This is a genomic window from Demequina sp. NBRC 110054 (assembly GCF_002090115.1).
GTDB lineage: Bacteria > Actinomycetota > Actinomycetes > Actinomycetales > Demequinaceae > Demequina.
Map to the genome: position 1 here is coordinate 223,353 of NZ_BBRK01000005.1, position 18,097 is coordinate 241,449.

Annotated in this window: 18 protein-coding genes; 7 read left to right on the forward strand and 11 right to left on the reverse strand. The window is 70.1% G+C overall.

Features of this window, described 5'->3' with window-relative positions:
- Positions 1–127: 127 nt before the first annotated feature.
- The 3 genes from B7K23_RS10315 to B7K23_RS10325 are packed head-to-tail and all read left to right on the forward strand — an operon-like array spanning position 128 to position 3,019.
- The gene (locus B7K23_RS10315; RefSeq protein WP_234996497.1) at positions 128–745 is read left to right on the forward strand and encodes a YitT family protein; all 618 of its coding nucleotides are present in this window, start codon (positions 128–130) and stop codon (positions 743–745) included.
- A 22-nt stretch (positions 746–767) separates the two neighbouring features.
- Entirely contained in the window at positions 768–2,081 is a 1,314-nt protein-coding gene (locus B7K23_RS10320) for an aspartate aminotransferase family protein (protein WP_084126499.1), read from the forward strand.
- Positions 2,082–2,116: 35 nt separating this feature from the next.
- Positions 2,117–3,019, forward strand: coding sequence for an NUDIX domain-containing protein (locus B7K23_RS10325; protein WP_234996498.1), 903 nt, complete (start codon positions 2,117–2,119; stop codon positions 3,017–3,019).
- A gap of 43 nt (positions 3,020–3,062) precedes the next feature.
- On the opposite strand, the gene B7K23_RS10330 is transcribed toward B7K23_RS10325, so the two are convergent.
- Positions 3,063–3,668: a TetR/AcrR family transcriptional regulator gene (locus B7K23_RS10330; RefSeq protein ID WP_159451382.1), complete on the reverse strand. Its 606-nt coding sequence runs from the start codon at positions 3,666–3,668 to the stop codon at positions 3,063–3,065.
- Positions 3,669–3,809: 141 nt separating this feature from the next.
- Here B7K23_RS10330 and poxB point away from each other — a divergent pair, with 141 nt between their 5' ends.
- Positions 3,810–5,555: a ubiquinone-dependent pyruvate dehydrogenase gene (gene poxB / locus B7K23_RS10335; protein WP_084126502.1), complete on the forward strand. Its 1,746-nt coding sequence runs from the start codon at positions 3,810–3,812 to the stop codon at positions 5,553–5,555.
- 123 nt (positions 5,556–5,678) lie between these two features.
- Here poxB and B7K23_RS10340 read toward each other — a convergent pair whose 3' ends face one another.
- Both B7K23_RS10340 and B7K23_RS10345 read right to left on the reverse strand, forming a co-directional pair.
- Positions 5,679–6,635, reverse strand: a complete 957-nt coding sequence (locus B7K23_RS10340) for a VOC family protein (protein WP_084126503.1) — start codon at positions 6,633–6,635, stop codon at positions 5,679–5,681.
- Positions 6,636–6,717: 82 nt separating this feature from the next.
- Complete coding sequence (locus B7K23_RS10345; RefSeq protein WP_084126504.1) at positions 6,718–7,296, reverse strand: NADPH-dependent F420 reductase; 579 nt, start codon at positions 7,294–7,296, stop codon at positions 6,718–6,720.
- Between the two features lie 113 nt (positions 7,297–7,409).
- Here B7K23_RS10345 and B7K23_RS10350 point away from each other — a divergent pair, with 113 nt between their 5' ends.
- The gene (locus tag B7K23_RS10350) at positions 7,410–8,009 is read left to right on the forward strand and encodes a MarR family winged helix-turn-helix transcriptional regulator (RefSeq protein ID WP_084126505.1); all 600 of its coding nucleotides are present in this window, start codon (positions 7,410–7,412) and stop codon (positions 8,007–8,009) included.
- Between the two features lie 16 nt (positions 8,010–8,025).
- On the opposite strand, the gene B7K23_RS10355 is transcribed toward B7K23_RS10350, so the two are convergent.
- From B7K23_RS10355 to B7K23_RS10370, 4 genes are all read right to left on the reverse strand, one after another.
- On the reverse strand, positions 8,026–8,610 hold the full coding sequence (locus B7K23_RS10355; RefSeq protein ID WP_084126506.1) for a TetR/AcrR family transcriptional regulator: 585 nt from the start codon (positions 8,608–8,610) through the stop codon (positions 8,026–8,028).
- A 24-nt stretch (positions 8,611–8,634) separates the two neighbouring features.
- A complete protein-coding gene (locus B7K23_RS10360; RefSeq protein WP_084126507.1) occupies positions 8,635–10,935 on the reverse strand; it encodes a YhgE/Pip family protein in 2,301 nt (766 codons plus the stop codon).
- Between the two features lie 22 nt (positions 10,936–10,957).
- Positions 10,958–11,671 carry an ATP-binding cassette domain-containing protein gene (locus B7K23_RS10365; RefSeq protein ID WP_159451383.1) on the reverse strand — a complete coding sequence of 238 codons (714 nt, stop codon included), beginning with the start codon at positions 11,669–11,671 and terminating at the stop codon, positions 10,958–10,960.
- 148 nt (positions 11,672–11,819) lie between these two features.
- Entirely contained in the window at positions 11,820–12,455 is a 636-nt protein-coding gene (locus B7K23_RS10370) for an alpha/beta hydrolase (protein ID WP_084126509.1), read from the reverse strand.
- 54 nt (positions 12,456–12,509) lie between these two features.
- Between B7K23_RS10370 and B7K23_RS10375 the strand changes: the two genes are divergently transcribed.
- Both B7K23_RS10375 and B7K23_RS10380 read left to right on the forward strand, forming a co-directional pair.
- Positions 12,510–13,352 (forward strand): Cof-type HAD-IIB family hydrolase, encoded by an 843-nt coding sequence (locus B7K23_RS10375; RefSeq protein WP_234996499.1) that lies wholly within the window; start codon positions 12,510–12,512, stop codon positions 13,350–13,352.
- Positions 13,353–13,412: 60 nt separating this feature from the next.
- A complete protein-coding gene (locus B7K23_RS10380; RefSeq protein ID WP_143338235.1) occupies positions 13,413–13,889 on the forward strand; it encodes a hypothetical protein in 477 nt (158 codons plus the stop codon).
- Positions 13,890–14,052: 163 nt separating this feature from the next.
- Here B7K23_RS10380 and B7K23_RS10385 read toward each other — a convergent pair whose 3' ends face one another.
- Genes B7K23_RS10385 through B7K23_RS10400 form a run of 4 tightly spaced genes read right to left on the reverse strand, consistent with a single transcriptional unit; the run spans position 14,053 to position 18,091 of the window.
- Positions 14,053–14,706 carry a TetR family transcriptional regulator gene (locus B7K23_RS10385; protein ID WP_159451384.1) on the reverse strand — a complete coding sequence of 218 codons (654 nt, stop codon included), beginning with the start codon at positions 14,704–14,706 and terminating at the stop codon, positions 14,053–14,055.
- Positions 14,707–14,761: 55 nt separating this feature from the next.
- On the reverse strand, positions 14,762–16,018 hold the full coding sequence (locus B7K23_RS10390; protein ID WP_084126511.1) for an MFS transporter: 1,257 nt from the start codon (positions 16,016–16,018) through the stop codon (positions 14,762–14,764).
- 28 nt (positions 16,019–16,046) lie between these two features.
- Entirely contained in the window at positions 16,047–17,312 is a 1,266-nt protein-coding gene (locus B7K23_RS10395; RefSeq protein WP_084126512.1) for an aminotransferase class III-fold pyridoxal phosphate-dependent enzyme, read from the reverse strand.
- A 2-nt stretch (positions 17,313–17,314) separates the two neighbouring features.
- Complete coding sequence (locus B7K23_RS10400) at positions 17,315–18,091, reverse strand: hypothetical protein (protein WP_084126513.1); 777 nt, start codon at positions 18,089–18,091, stop codon at positions 17,315–17,317.
- Positions 18,092–18,097 lie beyond the last annotated feature (6 nt).

Below are 18,097 nucleotides of genomic sequence, written 5' to 3' on the forward strand. Positions count from 1 at the left end.
GCCCGAGCGCCAGCGGAGCTGCGCGTGACGGCATGGGACCTCAGGGAAACCTGAGCGACATCTCCATGCACCACAATGGTGCGGTTCGCGCGGCGGCTGAGGCTGCGCCTGATCCGGAGGAACCAACGTGACCGTCATCGAGCCGCCGCTCGACGTGAAGAAGCACGCCCTGTGGGAGGACGCCCTCGCGCTCGTCGTGGGCGCGTTCATGATGTCGTGGGGCATCTATCTGCTCAAGGCCATCGCGGGTGTGTCCGGGGGGCTCGCCGGTGTCGCGTTCCTCACGACGTACCTCACCGGCTGGGGCTTCGGGGTCGTCTACTTCGTCATCAACCTGCCGTTCTACTACCTTGCCGTGAAGCGGCTCGGCTGGACGTTCACGATCAAGACCCTGATCGCCGTCGCCCTCGTGTCGATCGGCTCCTCGCTGCACCCTCACTTCATCGAGATCGGCGACCTGAGCCCGATGTACGCGGCGATCTTCGCAGGACTGTCGATCGGCATGGGAATGCTCGTGCTCTTCCGGCACGGCGCCTCGGCGGGTGGGTTCGGCATCCTCGCGGCCTACGCGCAGGAGCGCTTCAACATCCGCGCCGGCTACGTGCAGGGTGCCCTCGACCTCCTCGTCGTCCTTGCCTCCCTCGCGCTCGTCGACTGGTGGATCCTCCTGTGCTCGATCGTCGGTGCAGTGCTGCTGAACTTCGTCATCGCCATCAACCACCGGCCGGGGCGCTACTTCGGCTGACACCGCGACTCAAGGAGACCCGATGAATCCCGCGCAGTTCTGGGACGAGCAGGGAACGCACCTCGTGCGCTACGGCGCACCCTTCACGCCCCGCCTCATCGCGCGGGCCGAGGGTGCATTCGTGTACGACGAGGCGGGCAACGCGCTGCTCGACTTCACGTCGGGCCAGATGAGCGCCGTGCTCGGGCACTCGCATCCTGCGATCGTCGAGGCCGTCACCCGCAGCGTCAGCAACCTCGACCACCTGTTCTCGGGAATGCTCAGCGGCCCGGTCGTTGAGCTCGGGGCGCGCCTCGCCTCGACGCTGCCGGCGTCGCTGTCGCGCATGCTGCTGCTCACCACCGGCGCCGAGGCGAACGAGGCTGCGATCAAGATGGCCAAGAGCGCGACGGGACACTACGAGGTGGTGTCGTTCAACCGCTCGTGGCACGGCATGACCGGGGGCGCCTCCGGTGCGACGTTCTCCGCGGGGCGGCGCGGGTACGGCCCGATGGGTGTGGGCCTCCACGCGCTGCCCACGCCGGACGCCTATCGCTCGCCGTTCCGCGCGGCGGACGGCTCGTACGACTGGGAGGCCGAGCTCGAGTACGGTCTCGACGCCGTCGACCGCGCGAGCACGGGCTCGATCGCCGCGGTGCTGGTCGAGCCGATCCTGTCCTCCGGCGGCATCATCGAGCTTCCGCTCGGGTACCTGGCGCGGCTGCGTCGCTGGTGCGACGAGCGAGGTGCGCTCCTCGTGCTCGACGAGGCCCAGACGGGCCTGGGGCGCACCGGCCTCATGTATGCGTTCGAGCGCGACGGTGTCGCGCCCGACATCCTCACCCTGTCCAAGACGCTCGGCGCCGGCCTGCCGGTGGCCGCGGTCATGACGGGCGACGCGATCGAGAAGCGCTGTCACGACAACGGCTTCCTCTTCTACACGACCCACGTCAACGACCCCCTGGCGGCGTCGGTCGCTCTCGCGGTGCTCGGGGTCATCGAGGACGAGGGGCTCGTCGCGCGCGTCGCAGAGCTCGGACCGCAGCTGACCGAGCGGCTCCGGGCGCTCCAGGACAGCTTCGAGGAGATCGGTGACGTCCGGGGACGTGGGCTGCTCCAGGGGATCGAGATCGTGAGCTCCCGGGTCACCAAGGAACCCGCCGAGAGCTTCGGCGTGCAGGTGACCGAGGCCAGCCTGAGGCGCGGCCTGCACATGAACATCGGGCAGCTCAAGGGCATGGGCGGGGTCTTCCGGATCGCACCGCCGATGACCATCACCGACGACGAGCTGCACCGCGGGATCGACATCCTCGGCGAGGCGATGCGCGAGGTCGCGGACAGCAGCGCGCGCGCCTGACGGCGGGCGCGGCGCACGTGTGCGAGCCTGACGACGTGACCCACGAGTCCCCTCCCGGACAGCCGTCCCCGCGCATGCCTCACAGGCAGCGGGACAGGGCGGACGACTGGGTCGTCGCCGCGTCGGGGGAGCGGTACTGGGGGCTCAACGGGGCGGCGGGTCTGCTCGCGCACGATCCCGGCAGGGGAGTGCTCCTCCAGCATCGGGCCGAGTGGAGTCATCACGGCGGCACCTGGGGCCTGCCCGGCGGGGCACGGCACATGGGGGAATCCGCTCTCGACGGTGCGCTGCGGGAGTCGGCGGAGGAGGCCGCGGTGCCGCGCGACGCGATCGTGCCGCGTGCCGCCTTCGTGCTGGACCTCGAGGTCTGGACGTACACGACGGTCATCGGCGAGGTGATCCGCCCCTTCGAGCCGGCGATCGTCGACGCCGAGTCTCTCGCGCTCGCCTGGGTCCCGCTCGAGTCGGTCGAGGGCCTGCCGCTGCATCCTGGCTTCGCGTCGACGTGGACGCGGCTGCGGTCCGTGCTCGCGGACCGGCCGGTCCTGCTGGTCGATGTCGCGAACGTGGTGGGCGCCAGGCCCGACGGGTGGTGGAAGGACCGGCGGAGCGCCGCGGACCGACTTCTCGACGACCTCGACCGACGTGCGCGAGCGGGGCTGCCCGCGCAGGACCTCGGGATCGACGCCGCGATCGTGATGCCCCGGGTCGTCGCGGTCGTGGAGGGCGCAGCGAGGGGAGTCGGTTCGCGTGGGACCGTCGAGGTGGTGAAGGCGACCGCGGACGGCGACAGTGAGATCGTGGCTCAGGCGGAGTCCCTCGTCGCGGGCGGTGCGTCCGTCACCGTGGTGAGCTCGGATCGAGGGCTGTTGGCGAGGCTTCCGGCGACCGCACGATCGCAGGGCGCGGGGTGGCTCAGGAGCCTGCTGGATTCCTAGGCCGCGCCGGGTGCCAGGTCGGCCCGTTCGCTGCCGGAGGTCGTCAGGAGGGGGAGAGCCCCGGCTCGACCAGGTTCCAGAGCGTCTCGCCGAAGTTGCGGCCGAGCGGCATCCGGGTGAGCAGGAGCCGGTGATAGATCGGTGAGAAGAGCGCATCGATCACGGCCTGCACATCGAGGTCCTGGCGGAACTCGCCGGTGATCATGCCGTCCTCGAGGATGGTCGCGGCGACCGCGCGTCGGGGCTCGAGCCAGTGCTCGATGAAGGAGGCGCGGACCTTCTCGTTCGTGAGCGCTCCCGCGGCGAGCGCGCGCAGCGGGCGCCCGGTGTCCGGGGCCGACAGGATCTCCACTGCGTCGATGACCTGAGCGCGCAGTCGCGCGGCTGCCGTGCCCTCGGAGTCGTGGTCGAGCGACCACCGGGTGCGCTCGAGCATCGCGTCCAGCAGCAGCTCCTGCGGACTGTCCCACCAGCGGTAGAGCGTGGTGCGGCTCGCACCGGCCTCCTGCGCGATGCGCTCGAAGCCGAGCTCGATGCCGGCCGTCATCGCGAGCGTCGCGGCGGCATCGAGGATGCGCTCGCGCAGCGCAGGGTCGCGGGGCCGGCCGCGCGTGCGTGCCCCGGGATCTGAAGCGGCTGAGGTGGACATCGTGTTCAGCATATCGGTCCGGCGTCGAAGCCATTCGACGCCCTTCGCGGAATTTCGGAATATATTTAGTGGACACGACGTACACATAATGAGCCCGAGAGACGTCGGGCCCGAAGGCAGCCACCACACAGGGAGAGAGCCATGGCGCAGACAGTCGCCCACACCTTCATCGACACGCTCGTGCGCGCCGGCGTGACCCGCATCTGGGGCATCGCGGGAGACTCGCTCAACGCGCTCACCGACGCGCTGCGCGTCGACGGCCGCATCGAGTGGATGCACACCCGCCACGAGGAGGCCGCGGCCTTCGCGGCCGGCGCCGACGCGGACGTGACGGGCCGGATCGCGGTGCTCGCCGGGAGCTCCGGACCGGGCAACCTGCACTTCATCAACGGGCTGTTCGACGCGCAGCGCAACCACACGCCGGTGCTCGCGATCGCCTCGCACATCCCGCTCGAGCAGATCGGCTCCAACTACTTCCAGGAGACCCACCCGCAGGAGCTGTACCGCGAGTGCTCGGTCTACTCCGAGCTGGTGTCCGACGCCTCGCAGCTGCCGTGGGTGCTCGAGACCGCGATGCGCGCCGCGGTGGAGCAGCGCGGCGTGGCCGTCGTCGCGGTGCCCTCCGACATCTTCTTCCAGACCGCGCCCACGCGTCGACCGACGGCCCCGATCGTCGCGACCGCGTCCCGCATCGTCCCTTCCGAGGACGAGCTCAAGGCCGTGGCCAAGGCGCTCGATCACGCCGAGCGCGTGACGATCCTCGCGGGCTCGGGCGTCGCGGGTGCCCACGATGAGGTCATGGCGCTCGCGGAGCGGCTCCAGGCGCCGATCGTGCACGCGATGCGCGGCAAGGAGCACATCGAGTACGACAATCCCTACGACGTCGGCATGACCGGCCTCATCGGCTTCGCGTCGGGATATCGCGCGATGGAGAAGGCGGATGCGCTGCTCATGCTCGGTACCGACTTCCCGTATCGGCAGTTCTATCCCGAGCACGCGACGATCGTGCAGGTGGACATCAAGGGGGAGAACCTCGGCCGCCGCACGCCGATCGACTTCGGCCTCGTCGGAGGGGTCAAGGAGACCGCCGAGGCGCTGCTGCCCCTGCTCCGCGTGGGCCGCGAGGGCCGCCACCTGCGGGACTCGGTCAAGCACTATCAGCGCACGCGCAAGGACCTCGACGCGCTCGCCTACGACGACGGCAAGAAGCCGATCCACCCGCAGTTCCTCACGCGCACGGTCTCACGCGTCGCCGCGGACGATGCGATCTTCACTGCCGACGTCGGCAGCCCGACCGTATGGTCGGCCCGCTACCTCGAGATGACCAAGGAACGCCGCCTGCTCGGGTCGTTCAACCACGGCTCGATGGCGAACGCCCTGTCACAGGCCCTCGGCGCTCAGGCGCAGGACCGCGAACGCCAGGTGGTCGCGCTGTCCGGCGACGGCGGACTGACGATGCTCATGGGCGAGCTTCTCACCGCCGTCCAGAACGACCTGCCCGTGAAGATCGTCGTGTCGAACAACTCGTCGCTGAACTTCGTCGAGCTCGAGATGAAGGCCGCCGGCATCCCGACCTACGCGACCGGCCTGCAGAACCCCGATTTCGCCGCGGTCGCGCGTGCGATGGGCATCACGGGCATCCGCGTCGAGGACGGCAAGGACCTCGAGGGTGCCCTGCGCACCGCCTTCTCGACCCGCGGCCCCGTGCTCGTCGACGTCGTCACCGCGCGCGAGGAGCTCACCATGCCCCCGACCGTGACCGCGGAGCAGGCGAAGGGCTTCGCCCTCTGGGCCCTCAAGACCGTGATGTCGGGCCGCGGCGACGAGATCCTCGACCTTGCCGACACGAACGTGTGGCGCCGAGTCTCGGGCGGACGCCTGCGCTGACCTGACGCGGTTCACAGCCCAGGGACGATGCGGGGCCTGGCTGTCGCGAGCAGGTTCCACCCCGAGGTACGACAGAGGGCCCGGGCCACACGAGTGGTCCGGGCCCTTCGTCGTCCGGGGGAGTCAGGCGGTCACGACGATGCGGGTGCCCCACGGATCCTCGGTGCGCACCGCCTGGTCCTCGCGCACGTAGGCGACGCCCGAATCGGTCAGCCGCTGCTCGAGTGCGTCGAGCTCATCCGCTCCCGCGACCGTGACCGTGACGACGGACAGCCCCTGGCTCTCGGGTCGCGCTCCGGCGCCCTCCGACGACCACACGTTCACCGCGAGGTGGTGGTGGTAGCCATCCGCCGAGAAGAAGAGGGCGCCCGTGGCTCGCGCGGTGACCGCCATGCCGAGAGCATCCTCGTAGAAGGCCTCGGCCTCCTCGAGGCTGCCGCCCCGGAGGTGCACGTGTCCCATGACGACGCCGTCCGGCACGGTGATGCCGGCCTCGGCGTCCAGGTGCTCGGAGATGAAGGCGTTCGGGTCGAGCGCATAGCTGCCCATCGTGACCTCTCCCTCCGTCCACAGCCAGGACTCCGCCGGGCGATCGACGTACAGCTCGACGCCGTTGCCGTCGGGATCGGCGAAGTAGAAGGCCTGACTCACGGTGTGGTCGGCGGAGCCGTCGAACGACGACGGGTAGGCCTGCGCCGTGCGCAGGATCGCCTCCGCGAGCGAGCTCTCATCTGGGAACAGGAATGCCGAGTGGTAGAGGCCGGCCTCGGCGGGATCGTCGGCGGGTGCGTCGCTGGTCACGATCCGCAGCAGCTCGGCGCCGCCGACGCCGAGCGAGACCGCGGCTTCCTCCTCGGCGAGCACCTCCAGCCCGACGCCTGCGGTGTAGAACTCGGCAAGCGCTTCAGGGTCGGACGAAGCGAGCTCGACGGCGCCCATGGCGGTCCCCTCGCCGAGCGCGGACACGGGAGCGGCGTCGGCGCTGCCGCCCCGCGTGAGAAGAATGGCGGCCGCCGCGACGATGGCGGTAGCGAGGCCAGCGGAGACGATCAGTACGGTGCGGGTGGATCTGGCGCGCATGGGGGACTCCAATGTCGTGGGTGCGGGGGGACGCGTGAGGCCCGGCCGAGCGATGCTCGACCGGGCCTGGTCACGAGGTGGTTCAGCGGACGACGCCGAAGCCGCCCGTCCACGAGACCTTCTCCGCGGCCGCGAGGGTCAGCTGAAGGAAGCCGTAGGCCTCGAGCTCGTGCGCACGCTTGAGGGCGCCCGCGTCGATCGCGGCCACGCCACCGGCCTCGACGGCGGCGGCGAGAGCAGCCTTGGCGTCGGCGTCGTCACCGGCGATCTGCACGGTCGTCTGCAGGTCGCCGATCTTCTTCGCGACAAGCGTGCCGGCGAACGTGGTGTTGAAGGCCTTGAGCACCTTGGACCCGGGCAGCTTGGCCTGGATCTCCGCGGCGGCGGAGCTGCCGACCGGGACGACGAGGGAGTCGAAGGTCGAGAAGTCCAGGGGGTTCGTGATGTCGACGACGATCTTGCCCGCGAGCTGGTCCGCGTAGGCGGCGATGATGGCGTCGACGGCGGGGTAGGGGACCGCGAGGACGACGATGTCGCCCTCGATCGGAGCGGTGCCCGACTGCTCCTCGGAGATGTAGGTGACGGAGCTGCCGCCGTCGGCGAGGACGCCGCCGATCGCGTTCGCCATGTTGCCGGTGCCGAAGATGGTGGTGGTGGCCATGAGGGGGCCCGCCTTTCTGATCTGCGCCCCGGTTCCGAGGCGGTTGGTTGTACCTACAACTACGACGGTAGCGCACTCTAGTTGTATCTGCAAGTAGTTGATAGGATGGCGTCATGACGACACGTACCGAGGAGCTGCTGAGGCAGCAGGAGCGCGTGGCGGTCGCTCGATTGCACGCGCTGCTCGAGCTGCTGCCGTCCGCTCTCGACAAGCACATGGCCGCGGCTTCGCTGACGGCCTTCGAGTTCACCCTGCTCGAGGCGCTGCAGGAGGCGCCGGCGGGCAGGGTCCGGCTGAGCGCACTCGCGTCCCGCACCAACGCGACGCTTCCGAGGCTGTCCCGCGTGGTGACCGCGCTCGAGAAGAAGGGGCTGGTGGCACGCGAGGCCTGCCCCGAGGACGGGCGCGCGTTCAACGCGGTGCTCACCGCCGCGGGGCGGGAGCGCTACCGGGAGAGCCTCCCGCTGCACGCCGATGCGGTGCGCTCGATGGTGCTCCAGGACCTCACGGACGGCGAGGTGGACGAGCTCGCGTCGCTGTGCCTCAAGATCCTCGGCCGGCTGGATCCCGATCGGCGCATGGAGATCACCGCGTGTCTCGCGGACCCTGCCGCGTCGAGCGAGTGCGCGGCCGATCCGCAGCCTGCCGACGCCGAGTGCGCCGCAGATCCCGCGGACGCGTCGTGCGCCGCGGATCCCGCGCCGCTCTCCTGAGCGCGAGGGGCAGCCGCTAGTCCAGGGAAGCCTCGCGCGAGCCGAGCCTCGTCAGGGCGAGCACCTCGCCCGCGACCTGCTCGGACGTCATCTCAGGGTGCAGCACGAGCCACGACAGCGCGGCCCCCACGAGCGCTCCCATGAAGGCGCCCGCAGTCATCTCCGAGACCTCCGCGCGGGCGCGCGCGTCGGGATGCGAGTCGCGGATCGCCCGCAGATAGACCTCGACGAGGCTCTGTCGCGCCGACGCCACGGCCTCGTTCCACGGCCTGTCGGTCCGGAACAGCTCCGCGGCCATGACCTTCGCGCGGTCGGTGTTCTCGCGCAGCGCCTCGAGCGAGGCGACGGAGACCGCGAGGAGCGCGTCGCCGGGAGCGGCATCCGCGCGCGCTCCTTCGGCACGAGCCCGCAGCCCCTCGAAGCCCTCGCGCATGACGGCCTCGAAGATCGCGTCCTTGTTCGGGTAGTTGTAGTAGAGGCTGCCCTTGGCCACGCCGGCCTCGTCGGCCACCGCGTCCATCGTCGCCGAGGAGATTCCCTGTCGAGCGGCGACCGTCACCGCGGCGGCAAGGATCGCGAGCCTGGTCGACGGCCGTGCCATGGGTTCTCCTCGTGAGTTCGCGCGTCAGATGGTGAGCTCGGGGTGCAGGCGGGCGATCGTCCACACCTTCTGACGGCTGGCGGCGAAAGCGCTGACAGCGATCGAGACCACCAGCAGGCCCACCATATAGGCGAGAGCCGCCCAGAAGCGCGCGTCGATGCCACCGCCGATAAGCGCGCGCAAGCCGTCGACGACGTAGGACGCAGGCATGTACGGGTGCAGCACCTGGAAGAACTGAGGCGAGGTCTCGACCGGGTACGTGCCGCTCGACGAGGACAGCTGCAGCATGAGCAGCACGAGGCTCACGACGCGGCCGGCGGCGGAACCGAGCAGGACCACCAGCATCTGCTGCAGGGCCATGAACGCGAGAGTGGTGAGGAGCACGAAGAGCGTCATCCCGACCAGGTGGACGGGGGTGATCCCGATGCCGATGACCAGGACGAGCATCATGATGATCGTCTGTCCCAGGCCGAGGAGCGCGGCAGGGACGAAGCCCGTGAGCACCGCCCGCAGCCCCGAGGCGCGCGTCGCGAGGAGGCGAACCGGGAGCGGCCGCAGGATGAGCCACGTGATGAGCGCTCCCACGAACGTCGCGAGGGCGATGAAGAACGGCGCGAAGCCCTCCCCGAATCCCTGCGTCTCGTTGTCTGTCGCCTCGTCGAGCACCACGGGGTCGGCGACGACGTCCGCGAGCGCGACGCCCTGCGCCGTCGTGAGGGACGGAGCCTCGTCCGCGCCCTCGCTGAGCGCGACCGCGAGGGTCGATGCGCCGTCGGCGACCTCCTCGGCGCCGTCGGCGAGGTCCGACGATCCCGCCGCGGCCTGAGTGCTCGCCTCGGCGAGTGCGGACGCGCCGTCGTCGACCTGCGTGGCGCCGTCGCTGAGATCGGTCGCCCCGGCGGCGAGCTCGTCGGCCCCGAGGTCGACCTGCGTGGCCCCGTCCGACAGATCGGCGGCGCCATCGGCCAGGCTCACGGCTCCGGACGTGAGCGTCGCGGCTCCCTCGTCCACCTGGGCCGCACCCTCGGCCAGGTCTGACGTGCCTGAGGCCAGCGCGGTCGCGCCGTCGCTCGCATCGTCGAGCCCCGCCGAGAGCGCATCCGCGCCTGCGGCGAGCTGCGCGATCGCGTCCACGAGCGAGGGGCTGTCCGCATCGACGGTCTCGGTGACCGTCGCGTTCAGCTGCTCGGTGCCGTCGGCGAGCGCGGATGCGCCCGCCGCGATCGCGGACAGGCTCGTGCCTGAGGAGGCGAGCGTCGCGTCGAGCTGAGCGAGGGTCATCGTCGGATACGCGGCGGCGAGCTGGGCGACCGCCGAGGCCCCCGTCGAGAGCTGCGCGGCACCGTCGGAGAGGTCACCGGTCGCGGCTGCGAGCGTCGGTGCCTCGGCGTCGAGCGTGGCAAGGCCCGCGGCGAGCGTGGCCGCTCCGTCGTCCAACTCGGCGAGGCCGTCGGACAGGTCGTCCGCGCCGCCCTCGAGCGTGGTAGCTCCCGCGGCGAGGTCCTCGGTGCCGTTCTCGAGGGCGTCGGCACCGTCCGCGAGGTCGCTCGCACCCGACGCAAGGGAGCTCGCACCCTCCGACAGGGCGGCGGTGCCGTCTGCGAGGGTGTCCGCCCCGTCCGCGAGGACGACGGTCCCACTGAAGAGGGAGGTGGTCCCAGCGGCGAGCGTCGAGCTGCCGTCTGCGAGCTCGCCGAGCCCAACGGAGAGCTCCGTGGCGCCATTCGCCAGGGCCTGCGTCCCGTCGTCCAGACCGGTCGCGCCCGCGGCGGCGTCGGACACCCCTTCCGACAGCTCCTCGACTCCTTCGATGAGCGTCAGCGCGGTCTGCGAGGAGATGGTGTCGGAGACGGCCTCCTGGACCTGGAGCATCGCGGAGCTGCCGAGCGTCGTCGCGAGGAAGCTGTTGGTCTCGTTGTAGTGGACCTCGAGGTCGGCCGCCTCCGGGTCGTCCCCCTCGGCGGAGGCGATCTCGGCTGAGAAGTCGGCGGGGATCGTGACGGAGAAGTAGTAGGTGCCGTCAGAGACGCCCGCTGCAGCGTCGGCGGCGTCGGTCAGCACCCAGCCGAGGTCCGCCGAGTCGAGGAGGGCATCGACGACCTCATCGCCCGCGTCCAGCGTCGTGCCGTCGGTCAGGGTCGCCGCCTCATCCTCGTTCACGAGCGCGACGGCGACCTCATCGAGATTGTCCGTCGGAGCCCAGAAGGCCCAGAGGTAGAGCGCGCCATAGATGAGAGGAATGAAGAGCAGCACCGCGATCGCGATGCGGGGGAGCAGTCCGGAGCGGAAGCGGGACAGCTCGGTGCCGGGGGAGAGGATGGACATGGGGTGAGACTCGATTCGTAGATCAGCGCGACAGCGTCAGCGTCGCGAGCAGGCGGTCGTCGAAGAGGTCCGCGTCTCGCGGGTCGGCCGAGCCGACAACGACCGACACGCCGGCCTCGGTGAGCGCCTGCAGTCGCGCGGCCACCTGGGCACGCTCGCTGGGGTTCTTGACGTCGTCGAGGTCGTCGACGAGCAGCACGCGGGGCTTCTCGATCGATGCGAGTGCGACCCGGAGCAGCAGGTCCTGTCCCTCTGTCAGGTCGCGTACGAAGCTCCCGGACGTCGGCACCGGAACCTCGCCGAACACGGAGGCGAGGGCATCGTGCACCTCGCGGGGGGTCGGGGTCGGAACGCGCCGGTACCAGGGCGCGAGCCACGTGAGCCGCTCCCTCACGACCTCGGAGATGCGGGCGGAGTCGTCGAGTCGATCGATGGCGGCGAAGCCCGCAAGCGCCGTGAGTTCGCGCACCCGGCGACCATCGACGGTGACGTCGTGGCCCAGGGTGCGGATGGTTCCGGAGGACACGCGCATGCGACCGCCGAGGGACAGCAGCAGCGAGGTGCGTCCTGAGCCGCGATCGCCGAGCACGAGCGTGACGGGCGCCGCGATGCGGGCGTCGAGCGGGCCGTAGACGGTCGCCCTTCGCGTCGCGACGCTCGCGCCGCGGATGTCGAGGACCGGGGGAGTCGCCACCGGCGCACCGTGCGTCGGAGCGAGCGTGGATGAGGTGGACATGTCACTCCTTATGTACTGACTAGTCAGTCTAGTACAGTCGAGCTGCATCCGGTGCCACCGTCGGTGGGAGCGCCCAGGGAGCATCGCGCAGGGGCTCTCGTGGGGCCCGCGTGCGCGAAGGGATCCGTGCGCCCTGTGGTGCGACCGTCTAGGAGTTCAACCCGGCGATGAAGTCCCGGACGTTGTCCAGGACCCGATCGTCGATGCCGTGCCCGAGCCGGTCATGGAGGCGGATGGTCGCGGCCGTGTGTGTGGGCAGCCAGCGCTCCATTCGCGCGATCTCGGCCGGCGGGATGACCGTGTCCGAGTCGCCATGCGCCCAGAGCACAGGAGGCCGCAGGGCAGCGAGCCGCTCATCGGCGGCCCCCGGCACGTCGGCGACGAAGCCCGACAGCACGATCGCGCCGGCGAGCCGCTCGGGGCGCGTGCGCAGGAGCTGGAGTGCCATCAGGCCGCCCTGAGAGAAGCCGAGGGGGAGCAGCGGCATCCCGTCGGGTACGTGCGAGTCGATCCAGCCCCAGAGGTCGTGGGTCGCGGACTCGACCGATTCAGGGCTGTAGGCCAGCGTCGGAGGCTGGAGCGGGAACCATGCCGCCCCTCCGAACCCCATCTCGAGCGGGGCGCGCACCGAGGCCCAGGCAAGTCCGCGCGGGAGCAGCGGCGCGAGTCCGGCCAGGTCCTGCTCATTCGAGCCGAAGCCGTGCAGCAGCAGGAGCGTGGGCCCCGCAGAGTCGTCCGAGCCGGACGGCCACTCGGGTGAGGTCACGGACACGAGGCTTGTCATGCGCCTAGTATCCCGTGGGCGGGCGCGGAGGCGGCACCCGGTAGCATTCCAGGCGTGGATTCTCGCTTCATCGACCAGCTTCCGGACGCCCCCCTCGACCTGAGACTGGTGGTGTGCGACATGGACGGCACACTGCTGGACGAGCACAAGCGCATCCCAGACGACCTGTGGCCGACGCTTGAGGCGCTTCACGCCCGCGGCATCGCCTTCGCCCCGGCGTCGGGGCGTCAGTACGCGACGCTCGCCGAGCAGTTCGGGCGCGTGGGCGAGGGGCTGGACTACATCGCGGAGAACGGCGCCTACGTGGTCAAGGAGGGCCAGGAGGTCAGCTCGGATCCCCTGCCCGATGGCGTGGTACCCGCTCTGATCGAGGCGCTGCGCGCCCGTTCCGCCGCCGGCGCCGATCTGGGCGTGGTCCTGTGCGGCAAGCGTTCCGCGTACGTCGAGCGCACCGACCACGCGTTCATGGACAAGGTCGTGCACTACTACAAGGCGCTCACCGTGCTCGACTCTCTGCTCGATGCGGACGACGAGTTCCTCAAGGTGGCGATCTACGACTTCGGCGGTGCCGGGGGCACAGCGGCGGATCTCGAGCCCTTCGGCGATCGCGTGCGCATCGTCGTGTCGGACCACCACTGGGCCGACGTGATGGCTCCGGGGGTCAACAAGGGGCGGGCCCTGGCGGCGTTGCAGGAATCGCTCGGCGTGAAGGAGGCGCAGACCGCGGTCTTCGGCGACTTCCTCAACGACCTCGAGATGATGTCGCACGCGGATCTGTCGTTCGCGATGTCCAACGCCCACCCGGACGTGGCGGCCGCGGCGCGCTATCGCGCCCCGTCGAACGCCGAGCAGGGCGTGATCAGCATGCTTCAGGAGCTCCTCAACCGCACGCGCTGACGGCGGTCGACGTTGCCGCACCGGCGGTAGTCGACATACCCCTTGGGGTATCGTTGCCCCATGACCGCGTTTCTCGAGTCCTTCCGCGAGTGGCCCGCGCGCCGCTGGTGGTTCGCCCTTGGCACCGCCGTCGCGACGTTCCTGTTCATCGCGATCCCGACCGACCTGATCCCGAACCCGATCTTCGGCCGCGAGATCCCGCCGACGCCGTGGTCGTGGTGGGCGCTGGGCATCAGCTCGATCCTCGCCGGGCTTGTCGCGGCGACCTACGTGGCCACCCCTGAGGAGGCGCACACCGAGCGAGAGGGCAGGCTGGGGATGGCCGGTGGGATCGCGACGTTCTTCGCCGTCGGTTGCCCCGTGTGCAACAAGCTTGTCCTGCTGGCGCTCGGGTACACGGGGGCGATCCAGTGGTTCGAGCCGATCCAGCCGTACCTCGCGGTCGGGGCGATCGCGCTGCTCGCCTGGGCCTTCGTCGCGCGCGTGAGGCGCGAGCGCGCGTGCGTCATGCGTCCCCTCGCTCAGCCCGTAACCTAGGCGACTCCATCGGCGGGCGAGCCCGCGCTCGGGTCGCTCGTCGCCCCGACTGAGGCCACAGGCAGGCGCGGTCTCTCCCCGGAATCGAATGGGCCCCAGGCGCAGCCGAGCCGGGCACTCCCCGCACGGCGGCCCGGCTCGGTCAGCGAACGACGGTGGTTGGTCAGGACACGGCCTGCGTCAGGTTCTCCTGCTGGTACTCGTAGGTCTCGGTGAGCGCACGATAGACACCCGTCGCCGCCTCCTCGAAAAGCGCCACGGGGTTCTGCGAGGTGTCCTTGAGGTACTCCTGCTCAGCCGAGTAGAGGCACGAGAAGGTCGCGCCCGAGATCGCGCCCACGACGAGTCGCGAGCAGTCGCGGCCGGCGCGCTCCTCGCGGCGCATCAGCGCGAGCGTCGCGAGCTCGACCGTGCGACGGCGGCGGTAGTTGCGCGCCGCGTCGAGTCGAGGCGACTCGGAGATCATCCGGACCAGACTCGACTGCGAGGCCTGCTCGATCGGGTCGGCGAGGAAGCGCTCCACGATGCGGAACGACTCGCTGAGCGCGAGCTGCATCGGCAGGTCCGCGGGTGCGTTCTCGATCGACTCGACGATCTGGTCGCCCAGCTCGTCGTAGAAGTGCAGAAGGACGGCGTCCTTCGTCTCGAAGTGGCGGAAGAAGGTGCGCCGGGAGACCCCCGCACGCTCCGCGATCATCTCGATGGTGGTGTCGTCGTAGCCATTCTCGGCGACGAGCGACCTTGCTGCTGCGGCGAGTGCCCCGCTCACACGACGACGTGCGGCTTCTCTGGCACCCAAAGGACGTTCTTCAGTCATGGCGAATAGTGTACGTGACACTCGCTCACATTTGAGAACATCCCGGCATGGGGTGTCAGTCGAGAGTCGCCTCGAGTGCCGCCGCATCAGCGTCGTCTACTCCTACGATGACCGGTGCGGAGGATGCCCTGAAGCGGGGGACCACCGCGAGCACCGGGATCAGCAGGACGGCCGCTACCAGGAGAGACGGTCCGTAGCCGACGGACGCGGCGACGAGCCCAGGGACCACCGCGCCGATGACCGAGCCCGGATAGGTGAACAGGTTCACGCGAGCGACGATCTCGTCCGATCGACTCGGTTCGATATCCCCGGCTGCGGAATAGGCGAGCGGGACGAGCGCGCCGACGCCGAACCCTGCGAGCGCGATGCCGAGGAAGACCATGCCCGTCGTCGGCAGCAGCGCCATGACCGCGAGTCCCGAGGCGCCCACGACAGCCGTCACCGCCGCGAGCGGCGCGCGTCCCCAGCGACGCACCACGAAGTCGGACCCGAGCCGGCTCGCGAGCGTCGTGACCTGGTACGTGCCGTAGCCCAGCGGAGCGATCGTGAACGCGAGGCCCAGCACCGCGACCGAGCCGGTCACCCCGAGCTCGTCCTGGAGGTACAGCGTGGTCCACGTGCTCAGGGTCGAGTCGGCGGTGAACGCCGCGAAGACGACGAAGCCCACGAGCATGAGCCCGAGCGTCGGAATCGGCGCCCGGCCCGCCTTCGCCTCGGGCGTGGTGGCTCGCTCCTCCTTGGTCCTGTCGAAGATCCTCAGGCCGAGGAACGCCACCGCGGCGGCGATCGCCGCCGCCACGCCTAGCGCGAGCCCGGCCCCGAGCGACGATCCCGAGGCCCCCGACATCAGCACCGCCCCCACGGCGGAGGCCGCGGTCGCGGTCGCGAAGAACGAGCCCATGACGGAGCGACCGATGCGCCTCTGCACGAGCACCGCCTGCATCGCGGCCGACGCGTCCACGCCTCCCAGCCCGAGGCCGTACACCCCGAAGAAGGCCCAGAACAGGGGGAAGGGCACCGGGAGCAGCACCACCACGAGCGCGACGGCCTGCGTCGCGAGCGCCACGATCAGCGAGGCGCGCGATCCCCAGCGCACCGAGATGCGATCCGCGAGCACCGAGCCGGCCGCGGCGCCGACGACCACCGTGAGCGTGATGAGGGACACGATGTCCTCCGAAATGCCGTACCTGGCTCGGAAGAACGGCAGCGCGGTCACGACAGTCGCGTAGCTGAGGCCCTGCGCGATGTAGGCCGCGGTGACGCCGAGGCGCTCCGTGCCCTGAGAGACGGGGGAGGGGGCGAGGCTGGTCAAGGGGACTCCTTCGCAGACGGTGCGGCGGTCAGCTGTGGCGAGCGGAGACGATGCGGAAGGCTTCGTCGGCGATCTCGATCGTGCGGTCGACGTCGGCGTCGGTGAGCGACGCGTTGAGGAAGTGGTTGTGGTGCGAGGTGATCCACAGTCCCCGCTGCACGCACTCGGCGACCCACTCCTGATGCATGAGCAGCGAGTCGTCGTCGGCAAGGCGGAGGTAGAACAGCGCAGGCTCGCCCGATGCGACCAGGTTCAGCCCGTGGTCGGCAGCGGCAGCGACGAGCCCGCGCGTGACCTTCTCGCCTTGGCGGCGGAACAGCGCGGGGGCGTCGAGCTCCTTGAGCTTCGTGATCGTCGCGATCGACGCCGCGAACGGGACCGCGCTCATCCAGTACGACCCGGTGTAGGTGAGCGACGCCACGGACTCCTTGAACTCATCCTTGCCGCACAGCGCCGACAGGTTGTAGCCGTTGCCGATCGCCTTGCAGAAGCAGATGAGATCCGCCTCGATGCCGTAGTGGTGGTCGGACCCGGCGAGGTCCAAGCGCCAGCCCGCGCGCACATCGTCCATGATGAGGACGATGCCGTGCTTGTCGCACAGATCGCGCACACCCTGCCAGTAGCCCGGGGCGGGGAGCTGGTTGTCGATGAAGTTGCCGTGCATGTAAGGGGTCGAGATGAACGCGGCGATTTCGCCCTCGTGCTTCACGAACATCTCCTCGAGCGCGACCAGGTCGTTCCAGGGCACGTAGAGGTTGTGCGCGACGTCTTCCTCGATAACACCGGGATAGTCGAGTTTCTGGGTCCACGGAGCGACGCCGTGGTAGTAGCCCTTGACGAAGACGATCTTCTTGCGGCGGGTGTGCGCACGCGCGGTCATCATCGCGAGCGTCGTGGTGTCGCCGCCGTTCTTCGCGAAGAACGCCCAGTCGGCAGAGGCGACCGTGTCGACGAGGAGCTCGGCCAGGTCCACCATCACGGTGGAGGGCAGGGTCACCACATCCTCGATCTTTGCCTGCGCCGCGGCGGCCGCGTCGACGTCCGGATCCGCGTAGCCCAGCACGTTCGGGCCGTACGCACACATGTAGTCGAGGTACTCGTTGCCGTCGACGTCCCAGAAGCGCGAGCCCTCGGCCCGCGACGAGAAGCGCGGGAAGGCGCCGTTCGGGATAAAGCAGCCCTCGGACGGTCCGAGGTGGCCGGGAACCCCGGCGGGGATCACCTTGGCGGCGCGGTCGAAGGCCTCGAACGACTTGGTGTAGGTGTAAGGCGTGGTGGCGGGAGTGGTCGTCATGTTCAGTCTCCGAGGTAGTGGCCGACGCGGTCGAGGATGCGGCTGACGTTGTCGAGCATCGGGATGAACCCACGCATGCCGAGCGTCCCGTCGCAGATGGAGCCGAGCGCGGAGGCTCGGCCGGACAGCACGTCTCCCGCCACGTCGAGGTCGGCGAAGCGCAGCGCGGCGCGCGCGGGAGCCGACGCTTCTCCGGGCACGAAGGTGAACACGCTGTCCGCGACATGGAGCCGCAGGTCGATGTCGTCTCCCACCTCGAGCGCGACCTGGCCGTCCGGAACCATCGACGCGGAGAACTGCCCCGAGCGATCTTCATTGGCGACCTGGGCGATCGCTGCGGCTGCGACGTTCAGCGTCATGAGCGTCGACGTCTTCTTGAAGGCCGGATCGGCGAGATCCTCCTCCGACGGCCGCAGGTACGTGCCGAGCAGGTCGGCGAGCGTCGAGAACGGCCCGGTGAGGAACTTGAGGCCCGCGGGCGAGGCGACCGGCAGGGGCTGCGCCTCGCCGTCCACCATCCGGTTGAGATGCCGGGGCGAAGTGAACACGAGCGTGACCTTCCGTGCACCCTCCTGTGCGCCGGGCACGACCGTGTCGGTCGTGAACGTGTAGGACGCATCCGCGACACCCGGAGCCTTGAGGACCACGGTCGTCGGCCGGTCGAGTCCCGCGAGGGCCTCCTTCGCCTCGGGCACCCGTGCGACCAGCACGGGAAGCGCGCCTAGCACCGCGTGCGCGTTGATGTGCGCGGTCACCCGCGGATTGAGATCGGTGAGCAACGTCTA